At 41.9% G+C, this 16,607-nt stretch carries 16 protein-coding genes; 4 read left to right on the forward strand and 12 right to left on the reverse strand.

Going from position 1 to position 16,607, the window contains the following annotated elements:
* Positions 1-16: 16 nt before the first annotated feature.
* Positions 17-1,429: a DegQ family serine endoprotease gene (locus OFO01_RS06780; protein WP_270859441.1), complete on the forward strand. Its 1,413-nt coding sequence runs from the start codon at positions 17-19 to the stop codon at positions 1,427-1,429.
* Between the two features lie 134 nt (positions 1,430-1,563).
* Here the strand turns inward: OFO01_RS06780 and OFO01_RS06785 are convergent, their stop codons facing one another.
* Positions 1,564-2,529: a methionine ABC transporter ATP-binding protein gene (locus tag OFO01_RS06785; RefSeq protein WP_270859442.1), complete on the reverse strand. Its 966-nt coding sequence runs from the start codon at positions 2,527-2,529 to the stop codon at positions 1,564-1,566.
* Positions 2,530-2,576: 47 nt separating this feature from the next.
* Positions 2,577-4,208: a cation:proton antiporter domain-containing protein gene (locus tag OFO01_RS06790; RefSeq protein ID WP_270859443.1), complete on the reverse strand. Its 1,632-nt coding sequence runs from the start codon at positions 4,206-4,208 to the stop codon at positions 2,577-2,579.
* Between the two features lie 168 nt (positions 4,209-4,376).
* On the opposite strand from OFO01_RS06790, the gene OFO01_RS06795 reads away from it, so the two are divergent.
* From OFO01_RS06795 to OFO01_RS06805, 3 genes are all read left to right on the forward strand, one after another.
* A complete protein-coding gene (locus OFO01_RS06795) occupies positions 4,377-6,995 on the forward strand; it encodes a valine--tRNA ligase (RefSeq protein WP_270859444.1) in 2,619 nt (872 codons plus the stop codon).
* A gap of 43 nt (positions 6,996-7,038) precedes the next feature.
* The gene (locus OFO01_RS06800) at positions 7,039-7,407 is read left to right on the forward strand and encodes a DMT family protein (RefSeq protein WP_270859445.1); all 369 of its coding nucleotides are present in this window, start codon (positions 7,039-7,041) and stop codon (positions 7,405-7,407) included.
* A 115-nt stretch (positions 7,408-7,522) separates the two neighbouring features.
* Positions 7,523-8,506, forward strand: coding sequence for a diaminopimelate dehydrogenase (locus OFO01_RS06805; RefSeq protein WP_270859446.1), 984 nt, complete (start codon positions 7,523-7,525; stop codon positions 8,504-8,506).
* 92 nt (positions 8,507-8,598) lie between these two features.
* On the opposite strand, the gene OFO01_RS06810 is transcribed toward OFO01_RS06805, so the two are convergent.
* The 10 genes from OFO01_RS06810 to OFO01_RS06855 all read right to left on the reverse strand — a co-directional run bounded on the left by OFO01_RS06810 (position 8,599) and on the right by OFO01_RS06855 (position 16,605).
* Entirely contained in the window at positions 8,599-9,027 is a 429-nt protein-coding gene (locus tag OFO01_RS06810) for a hypothetical protein (protein ID WP_270862413.1), read from the reverse strand.
* Positions 9,024-9,668 carry a YggS family pyridoxal phosphate-dependent enzyme gene (locus OFO01_RS06815; RefSeq protein WP_270859448.1) on the reverse strand — a complete coding sequence of 215 codons (645 nt, stop codon included), beginning with the start codon at positions 9,666-9,668 and terminating at the stop codon, positions 9,024-9,026. Before OFO01_RS06815 ends, OFO01_RS06810 begins: the two co-directional genes overlap by 4 nt.
* The gene (gene rseP / locus OFO01_RS06820) at positions 9,665-10,783 is read right to left on the reverse strand and encodes an RIP metalloprotease RseP (protein ID WP_270859449.1); all 1,119 of its coding nucleotides are present in this window, start codon (positions 10,781-10,783) and stop codon (positions 9,665-9,667) included. Before rseP ends, OFO01_RS06815 begins: the two co-directional genes overlap by 4 nt.
* A 3-nt stretch (positions 10,784-10,786) precedes the next feature.
* Positions 10,787-11,359 (reverse strand): CDP-diacylglycerol--glycerol-3-phosphate 3-phosphatidyltransferase, encoded by a 573-nt coding sequence (pgsA, locus tag OFO01_RS06825; protein WP_270859450.1) that lies wholly within the window; start codon positions 11,357-11,359, stop codon positions 10,787-10,789.
* Between the two features lie 14 nt (positions 11,360-11,373).
* Positions 11,374-12,162 (reverse strand): enoyl-ACP reductase, encoded by a 789-nt coding sequence (locus tag OFO01_RS06830; protein ID WP_270859451.1) that lies wholly within the window; start codon positions 12,160-12,162, stop codon positions 11,374-11,376.
* A complete protein-coding gene (gene dapA, locus OFO01_RS06835; protein ID WP_270859452.1) occupies positions 12,162-13,058 on the reverse strand; it encodes a 4-hydroxy-tetrahydrodipicolinate synthase in 897 nt (298 codons plus the stop codon). The genes OFO01_RS06830 and dapA overlap by 1 nt, the downstream gene beginning before the upstream one ends.
* Positions 13,051-14,304 (reverse strand): M16 family metallopeptidase, encoded by a 1,254-nt coding sequence (locus OFO01_RS06840; RefSeq protein ID WP_270859453.1) that lies wholly within the window; start codon positions 14,302-14,304, stop codon positions 13,051-13,053. The genes dapA and OFO01_RS06840 overlap by 8 nt, the downstream gene beginning before the upstream one ends.
* Positions 14,305-14,311: 7 nt before the next feature.
* Positions 14,312-15,370 (reverse strand): quinone-dependent dihydroorotate dehydrogenase, encoded by a 1,059-nt coding sequence (locus OFO01_RS06845; protein WP_270859454.1) that lies wholly within the window; start codon positions 15,368-15,370, stop codon positions 14,312-14,314.
* Positions 15,371-15,868: 498 nt separating this feature from the next.
* A complete protein-coding gene (locus tag OFO01_RS06850) occupies positions 15,869-16,312 on the reverse strand; it encodes a hypothetical protein (RefSeq protein WP_270859455.1) in 444 nt (147 codons plus the stop codon).
* Complete coding sequence (locus OFO01_RS06855; RefSeq protein WP_270859456.1) at positions 16,309-16,605, reverse strand: AtpZ/AtpI family protein; 297 nt, start codon at positions 16,603-16,605, stop codon at positions 16,309-16,311. The genes OFO01_RS06850 and OFO01_RS06855 overlap by 4 nt, the downstream gene beginning before the upstream one ends.
* Between the last annotated feature and the right edge of the window lie 2 nt (positions 16,606-16,607).

The raw sequence follows: 16,607 nt of genomic DNA on the forward strand, positions 1-16,607 counted from the left end.
TTCAAAAGGAATTTAAATGAAAAAAACCATTTTGCTATCTTTGGCACTTAGCGCTTCGCTTTTTGGCGCAAATATCGATATCAGCGAGGCTGGGGCGAAATTTGATCGTGTAAATCCTGAGTTTAGCAAGGATGTCGTTCTCTCATACCACAGCTCGATTGCCGAGGCGAAAAAATCTGTCGTAAATATCTCGACCAAATCAAAACACAAAGTCGCAAACAACCCAATGGCGGAGATGTTTAACGATCCGTTTTTTAAGCAATTTTTCGATTTTAACCTGCCTAGACAAGAGCGCGAAGTAAGCTCTCTGGGCTCTGGTGTGATTATCTCAGATGACGGCTATATCGTTACGAATAACCATGTCGTCGAAAATGCCGATGAAATCGTAGTTACGCTGCTCGATAATGACAAAGAGTATAAAGCCAAGGTCGTAGGAACGGATTCGAAGACGGATTTGGCGATTATCAAAATCGAGGAAAAAAGGCTATCTGCGATTAAATTTGGGGATTCGTCAAAGGCTGTGGAGGGCGATATAGTTTTTGCTATCGGAAATCCATTTGGCGTGGGTGGCACGATTACGCAAGGAATCGTCTCTGCGCTAAATAAAAATAATATCGGTCTAAATCAATACGAAAATTTTATCCAAACAGACGCTTCGATAAATCCGGGCAACTCAGGCGGTGCGCTAGTCGATAGCCGTGGCGCGCTTATTGGTATAAACTCAGCGATTTTAAGCAGAAGTGGCGGAAATAACGGCATAGGATTTGCAATCCCGTCAAATATGGTCAAAGATATCGCCAAAAAGCTCATTAGCGACGGCAAAATCGAGCGCGGATATATCGGCGTAACGATTAGCGATATGTCAAAAGAGCAAAAAGAGATTTACAATAGCAAAGAGGGTGCGCTGATTTCGAGCGTGGAAGAGGGCTTGCCAGCGGATAAAGCGGGCATTAAAAGGGGTGATTTGATTATAAAAGTCGATGACAAACCTGTCAAAAATGCAAACGAGCTTAAAAATTTGGTCGGCTCGATGAATCCGGGTAGCAAGGTCGAAATCGAGTTTGAGCGCGACGGCAAAAACCAAAAAGTAACCCTCAAACTAGATAGCATGGATAAATCATCTAACGCTGGTAGCTCAAATGTCGATGAGGGCGCATTAGAGGGGCTAAGCCTAAAAAACCTAGATGATGAAATTCGCTCAAAATATGCGCTAAATAAAGATCTAAAAGGCGCAATCGTAACAAATGTAAAAGCTGATTCAAAAGCGAGCGAGTATGGGTTTAGAAAGGGCGATATAATTATCCAAATCGGTCAAAACGATGTCGAAAATATAGATGATTTTAACAAATACATCAAAGCCTACAAAGGCAAAAAAGTCCTAGTTTGGGTTATTAGAAACGGTATTCCACAAGGGCTAGTAATCCGCTAAATTTGGCAAATTTGGCAGGGCTTAGGCTTTGCCAAATTTCAAATTTTATTTACAAATTTCACTTGGCGAAGTCAAATTTCAAACGACTTCGCCGATTTTATTTTTAATTTTAATTATATTTTTTTGGGAAAAAATTATTTCTTCTCCACGACTTCGTAAATCACGCCCTTTTCGCTGATATATTTCTCCACGGCTTCGAGTTGGGTTGGTAGGACATTTATCACGAGCGAGCCCACGACGCTTTTATCAAGGCGTTCAAGTTTGCCCCAGACGATATTAAAATTTATCCCAAGCTCGTGCGCCATGTGCGTGATAATACTATCAAACGCGACATCTGGCGGGAAAAACAGCCTTACATTTATATTATTTGGTGGTAGCACTTCCTCCTCGCCTAGGAATTCCTTCATGTGCTCATCAGGGTGCAAAAACAGCTCCACGATATCGCCAGAGCCCACGACGACGCCGTGTTTTAGGAGCATTGCGCGGTTGGCTATGCTTTTGACGACCTCCATTTCGTGCGTTACCAAAACTATCGTAATGCCAAGCGAACGGTTGATTTCTTTAAGTAAATTTAAAATTTGCGTCGTTGTGTTTGGATCGAGCGCAGATGTCGCCTCGTCGCTAAGTAAAATTTGCGGTTTTAGCGCCAATGCCCTAGCAATGGCTACTCTTTGCTTTTGACCACCGCTAAGCTCGCTAGGATAGGCGTTTGCTTTGTCTTTGAGGCCGACTAGTTCGAGCAGTTCGGCCACGCGCTCTTTGATATATCCTTCCTCAAATTTCCAAAACCTAAGCGGTGTGGCGACATTTTCGGCGACCGTTTTTCGGCTCATCAGCGCGAAATGTTGAAAAATCATACCGATATTTTTGCGAAATTCGCGCACTTCATCGCCTTTTAAATCCGCCACCTCTTTGCCAGCGACTTTTAGACTGCCGCTTTGGTAATTTTCTAGTCCGTTTATACAGCGAAGTAGGGTGCTTTTGCCTGCGCCACTTTGTCCTACGATAGCGAAAATTTCGCCTTTTTTGATCTCGGCGCTGACACCTTTTATGATTTCGGATTTTCCGAAACTTTTATGCAAATTTTCGATTTTTATCACTAAATTTCCTTTATTTTTTCCATAATTTTACTTAAATTTTCAAAATTTTAGCTTTGTAATTTTTGTCTTAACGCCTCTTGCAAAAGCGAGCCAGCTAGCATGCGCTCTTCCTTCATAAATATAAAATTCTCTCCAAATTCGCCCTCTAATTCGACCTTGCGATACGGCCCTGAATACATCACAATGATTTTTGCGCTTAAATTTTCCTTATTTAGCATATTTGTAACGATATCGAGTTTTTCTTGGTTTGTGAGCGTTAGGATTATCACAGAGGCCTGACGCAGGCTAAATTCGTCGATGACGCTTTTTTGCATCATATTTGCAAAATGCACATTTTCTCCGCGCGATTTACCAAGATCCACAAGCTCCAAATCGCTTTCAGCCACGATATATGGCAGGCCGTTATCGCGCAGTCTAAGCAGTATTTCTTGTCCGACTCTGCCGTATCCGACGATGACGAAGTGGTTTTTCATAGGCGAAATTTTGACCTTATGCACCTCGTCTTCGAGTTTTTCGACATTTGATTCGAAGCGGTTTGCGATGCGGTTTAGGTTTTTTAGGATAAATGGTGTCAAAATCATCGTGGCAACGACGATTGCGATTAGAATTTGCGCATTTTCTTTGTTTATTAAATTTTTGGAGATTAAAAGTGCGAAAATCGCCAAAGCAAATTCGCCGATTTGCGCCAGAGATAGGGCTGATTTGAGCGCGATTCTTTTGTGAGTTGATATGATGAGTATCGCATATACAATACCTGCTTTTAACGCCATTATAATGATAATTCCTAGTAAAATCACGCCGTAGTGGTTGGCGATAATGTCAAATTTAATCTGAATTCCAATGGTAATAAAAAATAGACCAAGCAAAATATCTCTGAGCGAACTCATGCCGGCTGCAATTTCGCGCTTGTATTCGGTTTCGGCGATAATCATACCAGCGATAAATGCGCCCAGTGTGTAGCTAAATCCAAACACATGAGCCAAAAAGCTAGCCCCGATTACCACGAATAAAACCGTAGCGATAAAAATTTCCCTCGAATTTGCCTTGATGACATAGGTAAAAAGGCTATTTATGACAAATTTGCCAAGGATTATGAGCGAGACTATCACAATCGCAGCACTTATGGCGGTGTGGATAATCAGCTCATTTACGGGCGTGCTATCTGTGGAGGCAAAAATATCAATCATCAGCAAAATCGGAATTACAGCCAAATCTTGAAAAAGCAAAATTCCAAGCACTTTTCTTCCGTGATTGCGATTTATTTCGCCAGAGTCATTTAGACTTTTTAGCACTATTGCAGTAGAACTTAAAGATAGGGCAAGACCGATAATAATGGCGGTTTTGATATTTTCGCTTAAAACTTGATCTATTATGAGAGTGAGTATCAGCCCAGTGCCCGCAACCTGCAAAAATCCGTTGAAAAAGACATCTTTTTTCATACTCATTAGGTGCTTGAAGCTAAACTCTAATCCTATGCTAAACATCAGAAAAACCACGCCAAATTCGGCGATTTGCGACATATACATACTCTCGTCGCGCGTAAGACTATAAATCTGCGTAAAACACACGCCAGCGACGATATATCCGATAATGCTAGGGATTTCAAAAACTTTAAAAACTATGTTTAGAACGATTGCAAGTGCAGTAATCGTCAAAAATAGCTCGATAGCAAAATCCATTTGCAACCTTTCTGTGAAAAATTTTAAATCTTTAATTTTACTAAAATTTTGCTTAAAATATCGCAAATTTAGGGTAAATTTGGCGATAAAATTTCGAATTTTAACTGGTTTTTAGTGAAATTTAACTATAATCATCAGTTTTTAAAATCAAATAAAAAGGCAGTTAAAATGGCAGATTTTTACAATCCAAAAGAAGTTGAAGAAAAATTTTATAAAATTTGGGAAGAACGCGGTTATTTCGAGATCGACGGCAACAAAAATATCCAAGAAAAGGGCAAAACATTTTGCATTATGATGCCGCCACCTAATGTAACGGGCGTTTTACACATAGGACACTCCCTGACTTGCACCCTCCAAGACATTATGACGCGCTATAAACGCATGGATGGATACAAAGCGCTGTATCAACCAGGACTCGATCACGCTGGAATCGCTACTCAAAATGTCGTCGAACGAGAGCTTTTAGCCAAAGGCATAAAAAAAGAAGAGATCGGCAGAGAAGAGTTTTTAGAACATGTTTGGAAATGGAAAGAGCAAAGCGGCGGCACGATAGTTCGCCAAATCCGCCGTCTTGGCGTGGGTCCAGCGTGGAGTAGAGAGAGATTTACCATGGACGACGGGCTTAAAAACGCCGTGCGAAAAGCCTTTGTAAATTTATACGAAAAGGGCTTAATCGTGCGAGGCAATTATATGGTGAATTGGTGCACTCACGATGGCGCACTTAGCGATGTCGAAGTCGAACACAAAGCAAATAAAGGCAAACTTTATTATGTGCGTTACTATTTAGACGGCGAAAAAGATAAATTTATCGTAGTTGCTACAACACGCCCTGAAACTTACTTCGGCGATACGGCGGTAATGGTAAATCCAGATGACGAACGCTATAAAAATTTAATCGGAAAATTTGTAGAACTCCCTATTATAGGGCGAAAAATCAAAATTATCGCCGACGAGCATGTCGATATGGCTTTTGGAACAGGTTGCGTAAAAGTTACCCCGGCTCACGATCAAAACGACTACGAAGTCGGCAATCGCCACGATTTGGAATTTATCACAATATTCGATGAAAAGGGTATTTTAAACGAATATTGTGGCGAATTTAAAGGACTTGAACGCCTTGAAGCCAGAGATAAAATCGTCGCAAAGCTTGACGAGCTGGGCTTTATCGAAAAAATCGAAGATTACGAAAATCAAGTCGGGTATTGCTACCGCTGTAAAAATGTCGTCGAGCCATATATCTCAAAGCAATGGTTTGTCAAATCTGACATCGCTAAAAACGCCATAAAAATGGTAAATGACGGCGGGGCTGAGTTTTTCCCAGCGCACTGGATAAATAGCTTTAATGCGTGGATGAGAGAGCTAAAAGACTGGTGCATTAGCCGTCAGCTTTGGTGGGGACACCGAATTCCTGTGTTTTACTGTGAGTGCGGACACGAGTGGGCGGACGAAAATGAAAGCCCAAGCAAATGCCCAAAATGCGGAAGTGTGAAATTCACACAAGACCCTGATGTCCTTGATACTTGGTTTTCAAGTGGCTTGTGGCCGATTTCTACGCTTGGCTGGGGCAACGGCGACGCACTAAAAGATGAAAAATGGCATGAGAGCGATTTGGAAGAGTTTTACCCAAATACTATGCTTATCACAGGCTTTGACATACTTTTCTTTTGGGTTGCAAGAATGTTTTTCCAATGCGAAAATGCTACTTCTAAATTGCCGTTTAAAGATGTCTATCTTCACGCCCTTGTTAAGGACAAAGACGGCAAAAAAATGAGTAAATCAAGCAAAAATATCGTCGATCCGCTCGATAAAATCGACGAATATTCAGCCGATATTTTGCGATTTACGCTAACCGTTTTGTGCGTGCAGGGACGAGATCTACGCCTAAGCGATGATAAACTTTTGATTTATCGAAATTTTGTAAATAAACTTTACAACGCAAGTAAATTTTTGCTTTTAAATTCGGCTAAATTCGGTGATTTGGATGAAAACTTGGTTAAAACGAAGCTTGGAGAGTATATGCTAAGCCGTTTTAAGGCGTGTGTAAATTCGGTCAGGGCAAATCTCGACGCATACCGCTTCAACGACGCTGCGACTGATTTATACAAATTTTTCTGGGACGAATTTTGCGACTGGGGGATTGAGCTTAGCAAAGCAAACAAGGCCGCAATCCCTGAGCTTGGTATGATTTTTAAAGAAGCCTTAAAGCTTCTTAGCCCATTTATGCCGTTTATCAGCGAGTATCTCTACCATGAGCTAAGCGGGACTTCTTTGGAGAGCGGAGAATCCGTAACCATGATGAGATACCCAAAAACTTCGGCGCAAAACGAAGGGATTGAAAAGCTTTTTGAGCGCGTGATTGAAGCAATTGTGAGCATTCGCAGGGCAAAAGCGACGATTGATTTAGGAAATGCCAAAATCGCAAAGGCTTTTGTGCTAAGCTCATTTGATTTAAGCGGGGCGAAAGATTATATCAAAACCCTTGCCAAATGCGATGAAATCGAGTTTGTAAGCGCTCCTGTGGCAAATGCCGTGCGTGATGTGAGCGCGAATTTAGAAAGCTTTGTCGCACTTGAAGGCGTGGATTTAAACCCTATCATAAATCGCTTAAATTCGCAAAAAACCAAGCTTGAAAAAGAAATCGCAAAGCTAGAAAATATGCTAGGAAATGAGAAATTTATGGCCTCAGCCCCAGCTAGTGTCATCGAAACTAATCGCAACGGCTTAGCAAACGCAAAAGAGCAATTTAGCAAAGTTTGCGGGGAACTCGCAAATTTGGGAGTGAAGTGAAAAAATGCAAAAGAGTATAAAATTAAAAATTTAGGCAGATAAAATGAAACCATACTACACCATAATTTTACTGATTTTTTCAAATGTTTTGATGACGATTGCGTGGTATGCGCACTTGAAATTTACCAAAATCCCGTTTTTTAGCAATCTTGGGCTTTTTGGGATTATTCTCTTTGGCTGGTGCGTGGCGTTTTTCGAGTATTGTCTGCTAATCCCTGCCAATAAATACGGCTACATCGGCAACGGCGGTTCGTTTGACATTTGGCAGCTCAAAGTCATGCAAGAAGTCATCACGCTTAGCGTTTTTAGCGTGTTTGCACTGCTGATTTTTAAAAGCGAAGCCTTTCGCATAAATCACATTATAAGCTTTGTTTTCCTAGTTTTGGCTGTGTATTTTATGTTTAAAAAATAGGAAATTTTATGATATTTTTTGGTTTTTCAAAACGATTTTGGCGATTTGAGATGGTGCCGTGAAAGCCCAAAAATAGGCAAAATTCAGAAATAAAATTTAATAAAAAGGATAAAAAATGAGTAAAATCAAAGTAGGAATTTTAGGTTATGGAAATTTAGGTCGTGGCGTCGAACTAGCCGTGCGAAACACAAACGATATGGAAGTTTTTGGCGTATTTTCTCGCCGTGAGCCAGCTAGCGTGAAAACCTGCGGTGCGAGTGTTTATAGCATAGATGAAATCTTAAATTTCAAGGGAAAATTCGATGTTTTGGTGCTTTGCGGTGGCTCGGCGACTGATTTGCCAACTCAAACGCCAGAGTTTGCTAAAAACTTCTGCGTTGTCGATAGTTTCGATACACACGCTAAAATCCCAGAACACTTCGCAAATGTAGATAAGGCAGCCAAAAGCGGCGGAAATGTCGGCATTATCGCTATTGGCTGGGATCCGGGTCTGTTTTCGCTAAATCGCCTTGTGGGCGAAAGTGTGCTAGAAAGTGGCGAGAGCTACACATTTTGGGGCAAAGGCGTGAGCCAAGGGCATTCTGACGCTATTCGCCGTATAAAAGGCGTAGTCGATGCTAGACAATACACCGTGCCGATCGAAAGTGCCTTAAAAAGGGTAAGAGCCGGAGAAAATCCAAATTTAAGCACGAGAGAAAAGCATTTGCGTGAGTGCTTCGTGGTAGTAGAAGATGGCGCAGACAAGGCGAAAATCGAAAACGAAATCAAAACAATGCCAAATTATTTCGCTGATTATGATACGACCGTGCATTTTATCGACCTTGAAACGCTAAAACGCGAACACGGCGGAATCCCGCATGGTGGCTTCGTGCTAAGAAGCGGCAGCACAGGAGAGCACGGCGAGACAAAACACCTAATCGAATTTAGCCTAAAACTCGATTCAAACCCTGAATTTACGGCTAGCGTGCTAGTGGCTTATGCAAGAGCGGCGCACCGACTGCACAAAGATGGCAAGAGCGGTGCATTTAGCATTTTTGACATCGCACTGGCGCTAATCTCGCCAAAAACCCCTAGCGAGCTCAGAAAAGAGATTTTGTAAATTTACTTGCCGTGTGAAATGCCAAATTTGGCGAATTCGCACGGCGAAATTCGTTTTTTCACAAACACTAGCCAAATTTGCAGAATTTTGTTTTAAATATTCGAATTTTGGATAGATTTTTTGCTAGAAAGTATTTTTAGGCTAATTCTGCCAAGCAGATCCAAAAAGAATATATAGATGACAATCGGCACCGCTAAGAGCCAAAATCCAGCATAAACTAGCCAAAAGTTAAAAACCGAAATTGCCTTGAAAATCTCGATTCGGACGATAGTGCCTTCGTATCCGTTAGAAGGCCACGGCATCCCCCAGATATTCGCCAATGTTGCAAGATTTGCCAAAATCAAAAAAAATAACGCGAAGTAGCGTTTTTGCAAGATTTGAAATTTATACGCAATCGCTATAAATAGGGCGCAAGCTAGAATATTAAAAAGCAAAATTTCAAAGCAGATGAACAAATTATCATGGGCTGGAAACGCTATACAGCAAATGCCTAGCAAAAATATTACGATATCGTTTTTCATCGATACAAAATTCGCCCTAAACGCACCATATTTGAGCCACATTTTATGGCTAGTTCAAAATCATCGCTCATGCCCATTGAGCAGATTTTTGCGCCGTGCGGACGCAAATTTTCAAAAATTTTATAGGTAATCTCGAAGCTTTTTTGTATTTCTCGCTCATCGTCTGAGTGTGCGCCGATACTCATCACACCGCATAAATTTAGGTTTTTGCAACTCTCTTTTATCTGCAAAAACTCATCAATCGCGCGTGAAATTTCTATCCCGCTTTTGCTACTTTCGTCTGCCGAGTTTATCTCCAAAAGCGTATCTAGCGTGAAATTTAGCCGTTTATTTACAGCAGTAGCAAGCTCATAAGAGTTGCAACTTTGCCACAATGCAGGGCGTAAGGAAAGTAGATGATTTATTTTATTGCTTTGAAGCGAGCCGATGAAGTGCCATTTTAAGGGCAGGTCTCTTAAAATTTCGCATTTTCGCTTCATTTCTTGGACGCGGTTTTCGCCAAATTCGATTTGCCCCTGCGAGTAGAGATTTTCCACCGCGTCAGTATCTACATTTTTGCTCACAGCGATTAGACGCACGCTCTGCACGCCTGATGAAATTTTTGCGCTGTCTATGCGCTCTAAAATTTGCGCTAGATTCATTGATAAAATCCTAGCATGCGCGCGAAGTCATTTACTATCGTAAAAATCATCAGCATTGCCAAAATCGCGATTCCAGCGTAGCTAGCGCCGATGAAAACCTTTTCTGGCACTGGGCGGCGAAACACAAGCTCGATTAGGTTAAACAAAATATGTCCGCCATCAAGAGCCGGGATTGGGAAGAGATTTATTATGCCCAAATTCACAGAAATCAGCGCGACAAGGAGCAAAACTACCGAAGCTCCGTAGCTTACGGCCTTAGTCGTGATATCGGTGATAGCGACGATTCCGCCCATTTCTTTGGGAGATACGACGCCTGAGACGAGTTTTTCGAGCCCCACCAAGATGATTTTGCTAGATTGCACGGTCTCATTTAGCGCGAAGCCAAGCGAGCTAGCGCCCGTGTGATAGAGCGTGATATATTTGGGCTCTTTTCCAGGAGAAATTCCTATTAGTGGAGTTTGGATACGCTCTCGCCAAATGTTTAGTTTCTCGCCCATTTTTGGGGTTAAATTTATGTTTTGGATTTCGCCTGCGCGTTTGATTTGCAAATCCAAATTTCCGGCTACGACATTTTTGGAGATATCGTCCCACTCTCTGATTTGCGCGCCATTTATTGATAAAATTTCATCGCCGACCATGATTCCAGCACTTTGTGCGGCTGAGTTTTCGCTCACTGCGCCTACGATTGGCGCGATACGCTCTACACCGATATAGCCTAGGCTAATGTAGATTAAAAACGCCAAAATTATATTAAACGCAGGCCCAGCCACAAGTATGGCAATGCGCGCTAGCGGGCCTTTGGTGTTGTAGCTATCGGGGTCGAAATTTTTCGCACTTGGATCTAAATCCTCTTGACCTTTTAGGCTGACATATCCGCCAAGCGGGATTGCGCTTATGCAATACTGTGTCGCGCCTATTTGTTTGGTGTAAATTTTCTCGCCAAAGCCCACGCTAAATACATTTACGCCCACACCAAGCAGGCGCGCAACGCTAAAATGGCCAAGCTCGTGGAAAAATATCAAAAAGCTAATGGCTAAAATCGTTACGAAAAAATGCAACCCGTAAAAATACAATCCACAAAGCAAAATTCCTATGGTTAAAAGTATGCTTTTCAAAAATCACTCCGTTGCTTTTGCATTTTTTTTGTGATTTTTAGCATAAGCTAAAATGTATTCTAGCCCCGAATACAGCGTGAGTGCTACTGCGAGCCATAGCAAGAAATTTCCGCCACTCCACTGCATTGTCAAAAATCCTATGGCAAACATTTGTGACACCGTTTTTACCTTGCCCGCCATTGAGGCTGAGACGCTGATATTTTCGCTGACCATAACCGTGCGAAAACCCGTGATAAAAAACTCGCGGATTAGGATTAGATACACAGCCCATGGGCTCGCTCTATCAATATACATAAGCCCTAAAAATCCAGCCAAGGTTAGCATTTTATCAGCCAGAGGATCTATGATCCCGCCAAATTTGGTGATTTGATTCCAGCTTCTAGCGATAAATCCGTCGAAAAAGTCCGTCACAGAGGCGATTACGAAGGTTAGGGCGGCGAAGTAGTTTATCCAGCTGACATGCACCGCGCCAACCATACCGCTACTATCGGCATTGCCAGCAAGCAAAATGAGATAAAAAAACAAAGGCGCCAGTAAAACCCTAAAAATTGCTAATATATTTGGTAAATTCCACATATTTTTTCCAAATTTTATTTAAATGTCGTTCCGCCATCGACGATAAATGTATGACCTGTAACCCAACTAGCCTTGCTCGAACACAAAAACAGGCACGCACCTGCTAAATCTGTCGGCTGTCCCATGCGATTAAGCGGGCTTAGCTCGGCTGTTTTGTCGCGCACTTCTTCATAATTCGTAAAAGCTCTTAGCGCGTCTGTTTCGATTGGTCCGCCACTTACGACATTTACGCGGATATTTTTTTCGCCAAGCTCGGTTGCAGCGTATCTTGCCATAGCCTCAACTGCCGCTTTTGCAGTGCCGTGTCCTGAGTAATGCTCGATATAGACTAAATTTCCAGTCGAACTTAGGCTGATTATACTGCCACCACCTACCTTTTCCATGCGTTTGGCTGCTTCTTGCGAGCCAACAACAAAGGCATTTACGGTCGCGGTAAAGATATTGTTAATTCCGCGTGGTTTTAGCTTCATAAATTTAGTGTATCCACCAGCCACCGCGCGACCCGAAATAATGGCGTTTGAGATGAAAAAATCCACTCTATCAAAATCCGCATCGATCTTTTCAAACAGCTCTTTGTAGGTCTCTGGCTCTAAGATATTTAGCGCGTACGCCCTTGCTTTAATGCCAAATTCCTTCTCTAACTCGGCTGCTTGGGTTTTGGCTAACTCTTCGTTTGAGTTGTAGGTAAAGGCGACATTTGCGCCAACTTTGGCGAATTCCAAAACAATCGCGCGACCGATTCCGCGCGTTCCACCGCTGATTACTAGGGTTTTTCCTTTAAATTCGTTGATAGTTTCTATCATTAAAATCCTTTGATATTGTATTGTTTCATAACAGCTTCAATTTTAGCTAAATTTTCCTTGCTAGGTTCGCAAAGTGGCAAGCGATACTCCAAAGCTGGCATTAGCCCAGCGATATACATTGCCGCTTTTATCGGGATTGGGTTGCTTTCGCAAAAGAGAATTTTGTTTATAGCATACAAATCATCATTAATCTCTTTTGCCTTGATATAATCGCTATTTAGTCCGAAATTTACGAGCTTTGAAATATAATCAGGCAATAAATTTGCTGTTACGGAGATGACGCCTTTTCCGCCGTTTGATAGGATAGGGTAGTTTATCGCGTCCTCGCCACTAATCACGCTTAGTTTCGGCTCATGCGCTAGCAAATCCACGCATTTATCGATACTGCCACTTGCCTCTTTTACGCCGTAAATGTTGTCGCAATCGTTAAAAAGCTTGATTATGGTTTCTGTGTCGATATTACACCCTGTTCTGCCTGGGACATTGTATAAAAGCACTGGAATTTCGATAGAGTTTGCAATCTCTTTGTAGTGCAGATACAAGCCTTTTTGGGTCGGTTTGTTGTAGTATGGCGCGACAGAGAGTATTCCATCGGCCCCATGCGCTTGCGCAAATTTAGCTAAATCCACAGCCTCGTGCGTGGCGTTTGAGCCGGCACCCGCTAGGACTTTGACGCCTGTGTTTTTGCAGGTATCGACTGCGATTTCTATGCAGACTTTGTGCTCATCGTGGGTCAATGTGGCGCTCTCGCCCGTGGTGCCGACAGGGACTAGGACATTTATGCCGTTATCGATTTGGCGTTTTATGAGTTTGGCGTAGGTTTGCTCGTCAAGTTTGCCATCTTTAAACGGCGTGATTAATGCGGTCATTGAACCGATAATTACATTTTTATTCATCGTTTTCCTTTCGTAAAATCAATGTGGTTGAATTTTTAAATTTGATATATTTTTTCATAGTTTCGTTTAAATTTTGCGCTGAGATATTTTCGATATCGCTTTGGAGTCTAAACAGCGCGTCCAAATCGCCTCTGATGATATATGAGCCATAAATGCTAACCACCTTGCTAGCGCTATCCATGGAGTAAATTAGGCTTGATTTGGCTGAATTTTTGAGTTTTGTGATTTCATCATCGCTGATTTGAGAATTTTTGGCATTTTCTAGGATAGCAAAAATTTCATCTCTTAGCCTCTCGCCGCTAATCCCAGCGTTGCAAACGGCGAAAATTATCATTAAATTTTCATGTTTGCTGGCTAGATTATAGACATCGATTTGGTTGGCTAGTTTTTTTTCATCGACTAAAATTCGTTGCAAAAGCGAGCTTTTCATACCGCCAAGATAGTCGCAAAGAGCGTTTATGCTGGCTGCGTCAGCGTGGTTAAATGGCGGGATTTTAAAGGCGGTTGCCACGATTTGGACATGAGAGTCTTTGTGTATGAGATTAAATCTAGCACCGTCTTGCTCTGGTTCTGGCGCGCAAATATGCGATTTTTCACAGCGATTTTTGATATGCGAAAAGCTTTTTTTGGCTAGCTCAAACGCGCTATTTTCATCGATATCGCCACTGATTAGAAGTGCTGCGTTGTTTGGATTATAAAATTTAGCGTGAAATTCCCTGATATCCTCGATTTTCCAGCCCTCTATATCGCTTCTAAATCCAATCGGCGTCCAGTGATATGGGTGATAAACAAAGGCGCTGTTATATAGCCTAAAAAACAGATACCCAAACGGATCGTTATCTGTGCGCCAAAGCCTCTCTTCTAAAACCACATTTCGCTCTGGCAAAAACTCGCTCTCTTCGAGCTTTAAATTTTCCATGATATCTGCGTATAAATCGAGGCAGGTGGCTAGATTTGAGCGCTCGCATTTGATGAAATAGTGTGTGAAATCAAAGCCTGTGCTTGCGTTATTCACGCCACCAAAACCTTTTACAATGGCGTCAAATTCGCCAGCTTTGCGGTTTTTTGTGGATTTGAAATTTAGGTGTTCGAGCATGTGGGCTATGCCACTTTTGCCCATGACTTCGTCCTTTGAGCCCACATCGTAAAATAGATCGACGCTGATGACATCGCTACCTAAATTTACCGGTATGCGATAGACGGCTAAGCCGTTTTCTAGCGTGATTTTATTGAATTTTGCAAACATAAAAACCTCATTTTTTTAAATTTAAACCGATTGCTTCTGTGATATTTGAAAGGCCGTCTTGGCGCAAGAGTGAAGCTAACTCGGAGTTGATATTATAGGCTATTTTAGGGCCTTTGAAAATAAAACTTGTGAAAATTTGCACTAGGCTTGCACCGTCTTTTATGCGGGTGTAGGCCTCGACGCCACTATCGATACCACCGCAGCTAATCAGCACTGCTTTGCCAAATAGCTCGCTAGATACTGCGCGGAAAAGTTCGCGCGATTTTTGCGTGATTAACCTGCCGCTAATTCCGCCAAAATCCCTTGCTTTGGGCGTTAGCGAGTAATCAATGCTAGTATTATTTACTAGCAAGGCATCTGCCCCAGCTTTCACGGCGCACGAGCATAGCGACACGGCCTTTTGCGCGCTCATATCGGGGGCGATTTTTAAAATTATTGGTTTTTTGGTAATGCCTCTCATCATAGATAAAATTTCTTTTATGAAACTCTCATCTTGCAAAGCGCGCAAATTTGGCGTATTTGGCGAGCTAATGTTGATTTCAAAAATATCGCAAAGCCCCTCAAATTTGCGAGTTAAAATTTCATAATCGCTTAGAGCGTTTTCGTTTGGCGTGATTTTGTTTTTGCCAATGTTTGCGACAAGCGGAAATTTGGCTGGATAAATTTTGCGTACGCGCTCTGCGATAGCCTCGGCGCCCTCGTTGTTAAAGCCCATTGCGTTTTGGATACTTTCCTCTTCGACTAGGCGGAAAAGGCGCGGTTTGGCGTTGCCGGGTTGGGGTTTTGGCGTAAATGTCCCAAACTCAGCGTGTCCGAATCCAAGGGCGTAAAGTGGGGCTAGCATGGTTGCGTTTTTGTCAAATCCGCCGGCGATTCCAAGCGGATTTTCGAAATTTAACCCCCAGATTTTTTGATTTAGAATTTCATCTTTAAAGGTTGTATTTTTGGCTAAAATTTCCAGTCCAAACGGAACTGCGCTTAGTGTGCGAAGCCCCAATTCTGCGATATGGTGTGCAGTTTCTGGCTGAAATTTAAAAAATATTTTTTTTAGCGTGTTGTAATCCATAAAATTCCTTTTCAAAACTCATCATTTTAGCGAAATTTGAATTAATAATTCTTTATATTTTTAGCCAAATTTGTGTAGTTTTGATTGTTTTTGTTTTTTAAAATTTCGGGTCAGTAATTTTGCAAATTTAGCGGTGGGAATTTTAAATTCGTAGATTGCTTCGATTTACTTCGTAAATCTCGCAATGACAGATTAGGTAAAATTTACGCCAGGTTTGTCATTGCGAGCGAAGCGAAGCAATCTAGGGAAATTTAAATTCAAAATTCTACTTAAATTTAGCATTGAATTATTTTTTAAATTTTAAGCAAAATTTTGCTTTTTTCGTAAGGGGGAAGGGGGCTTGAATTGCGAGGTCGCGCCCCTTCCCCCTTACAAACCCCCAACCCCCGACGACGCTTTACAAGGTGGCTAAATTTTAAAAAGCGTTGCTTTTTAAAATTTAGCTGGTTTTATTTTACGGAAATGCTTTGCATTTCTTTGCAATTGTAGAGTAAAATTTTAGTTTTTATTACAAAACGCAAAAACGAGCGTGCCTAGCGGGATTACGCTTACGCCAAGCATTAGTGCAAGCGGGTTTAAAAGTCCAAATTTAGCCAAAAGCCAAATTCCAAAAATTAGCGCAGCGTAAGATAAAATTTTAAATGGCGAAAAAAATGCGGTGGCAAAATTTGATTTGATTGCGCTTTTTTTGGGCTCGGTTAAATTTTCATCATCAAATTCATCATTAGTGATTTTGTCGTATTTGCCAGAGCGAATTTCATCTTCGAGGCGCAGTGCGTAGGCTCTGTGCGAAAAAAACACAACCGCAAGCGAGCAGAAAAATCCGAGTTGCGAACTAGCGAAAAATGGGGCAAATTTCGCCCCAAAAGCGCAAAGCAAACCCCCAAGCGCAAGGACTAGAAAATCAAAAATCAAGTAGATTTTTAAAATTTCTTTTTTCACTCTTTTTCGTCCCAATCATCATCGTCGAAATTCTCTTTTGCGGCCTTGTATTTGGGATCGTCTTCGAGCTCTTTGAGGCTTTCGTTTAGCCCCTTAAACGCCTTATAGACATTTAAAAACGCCGCAGCTATACCAAAGCACACGCAAACCCAAAATACGATTAACGAGCCGGTTAGGGATTTGAGCCATAGCCCAAGTCCCACGCCAATGGCGATTGCGACGACTATCGAAATCCCAAGGCTCACATCGTATGCGACTGGGACGACCTTGTGCAGGTTTTTTGTGTATTTCATAA

Source organism: Campylobacter sp. JMF_01 NE2 (genome assembly GCF_027737365.1).
Lineage (GTDB): Bacteria > Campylobacterota > Campylobacteria > Campylobacterales > Campylobacteraceae > Campylobacter_B.

Bases quoted from the DNA above. Each gene is read 5' to 3' on its own strand.
- OFO01_RS06780 (WP_270859441.1), top strand. From the start codon at position 17: ATGAAAAAAACCATTTTGCTATCTTTGGCACTTAGCGCTTCGCTTTTT.
- OFO01_RS06790 (WP_270859443.1), bottom strand. From the start codon at position 4,208: ATGGATTTTGCTATCGAGCTATTTTTGACGATTACTGCACTTGCAATC.
- OFO01_RS06795 (WP_270859444.1), top strand. From the start codon at position 4,377: ATGGCAGATTTTTACAATCCAAAAGAAGTTGAAGAAAAATTTTATAAA.
- OFO01_RS06800 (WP_270859445.1), top strand. From the start codon at position 7,039: ATGAAACCATACTACACCATAATTTTACTGATTTTTTCAAATGTTTTG.
- OFO01_RS06805 (WP_270859446.1), top strand. From the start codon at position 7,523: ATGAGTAAAATCAAAGTAGGAATTTTAGGTTATGGAAATTTAGGTCGT.
- OFO01_RS06810 (WP_270862413.1), bottom strand. From the start codon at position 9,027: ATGAAAAACGATATCGTAATATTTTTGCTAGGCATTTGCTGTATAGCG.
- OFO01_RS06815 (WP_270859448.1), bottom strand. From the start codon at position 9,668: ATGAATCTAGCGCAAATTTTAGAGCGCATAGACAGCGCAAAAATTTCA.
- pgsA (WP_270859450.1), bottom strand. From the start codon at position 11,359: ATGTGGAATTTACCAAATATATTAGCAATTTTTAGGGTTTTACTGGCG.
- OFO01_RS06830 (WP_270859451.1), bottom strand. From the start codon at position 12,162: ATGATAGAAACTATCAACGAATTTAAAGGAAAAACCCTAGTAATCAGC.
- dapA (WP_270859452.1), bottom strand. From the start codon at position 13,058: ATGAATAAAAATGTAATTATCGGTTCAATGACCGCATTAATCACGCCG.
- OFO01_RS06840 (WP_270859453.1), bottom strand. From the start codon at position 14,304: ATGTTTGCAAAATTCAATAAAATCACGCTAGAAAACGGCTTAGCCGTC.
- OFO01_RS06845 (WP_270859454.1), bottom strand. From the start codon at position 15,370: ATGGATTACAACACGCTAAAAAAAATATTTTTTAAATTTCAGCCAGAA.
- OFO01_RS06855 (WP_270859456.1), bottom strand. From the start codon at position 16,605: ATGAAATACACAAAAAACCTGCACAAGGTCGTCCCAGTCGCATACGAT.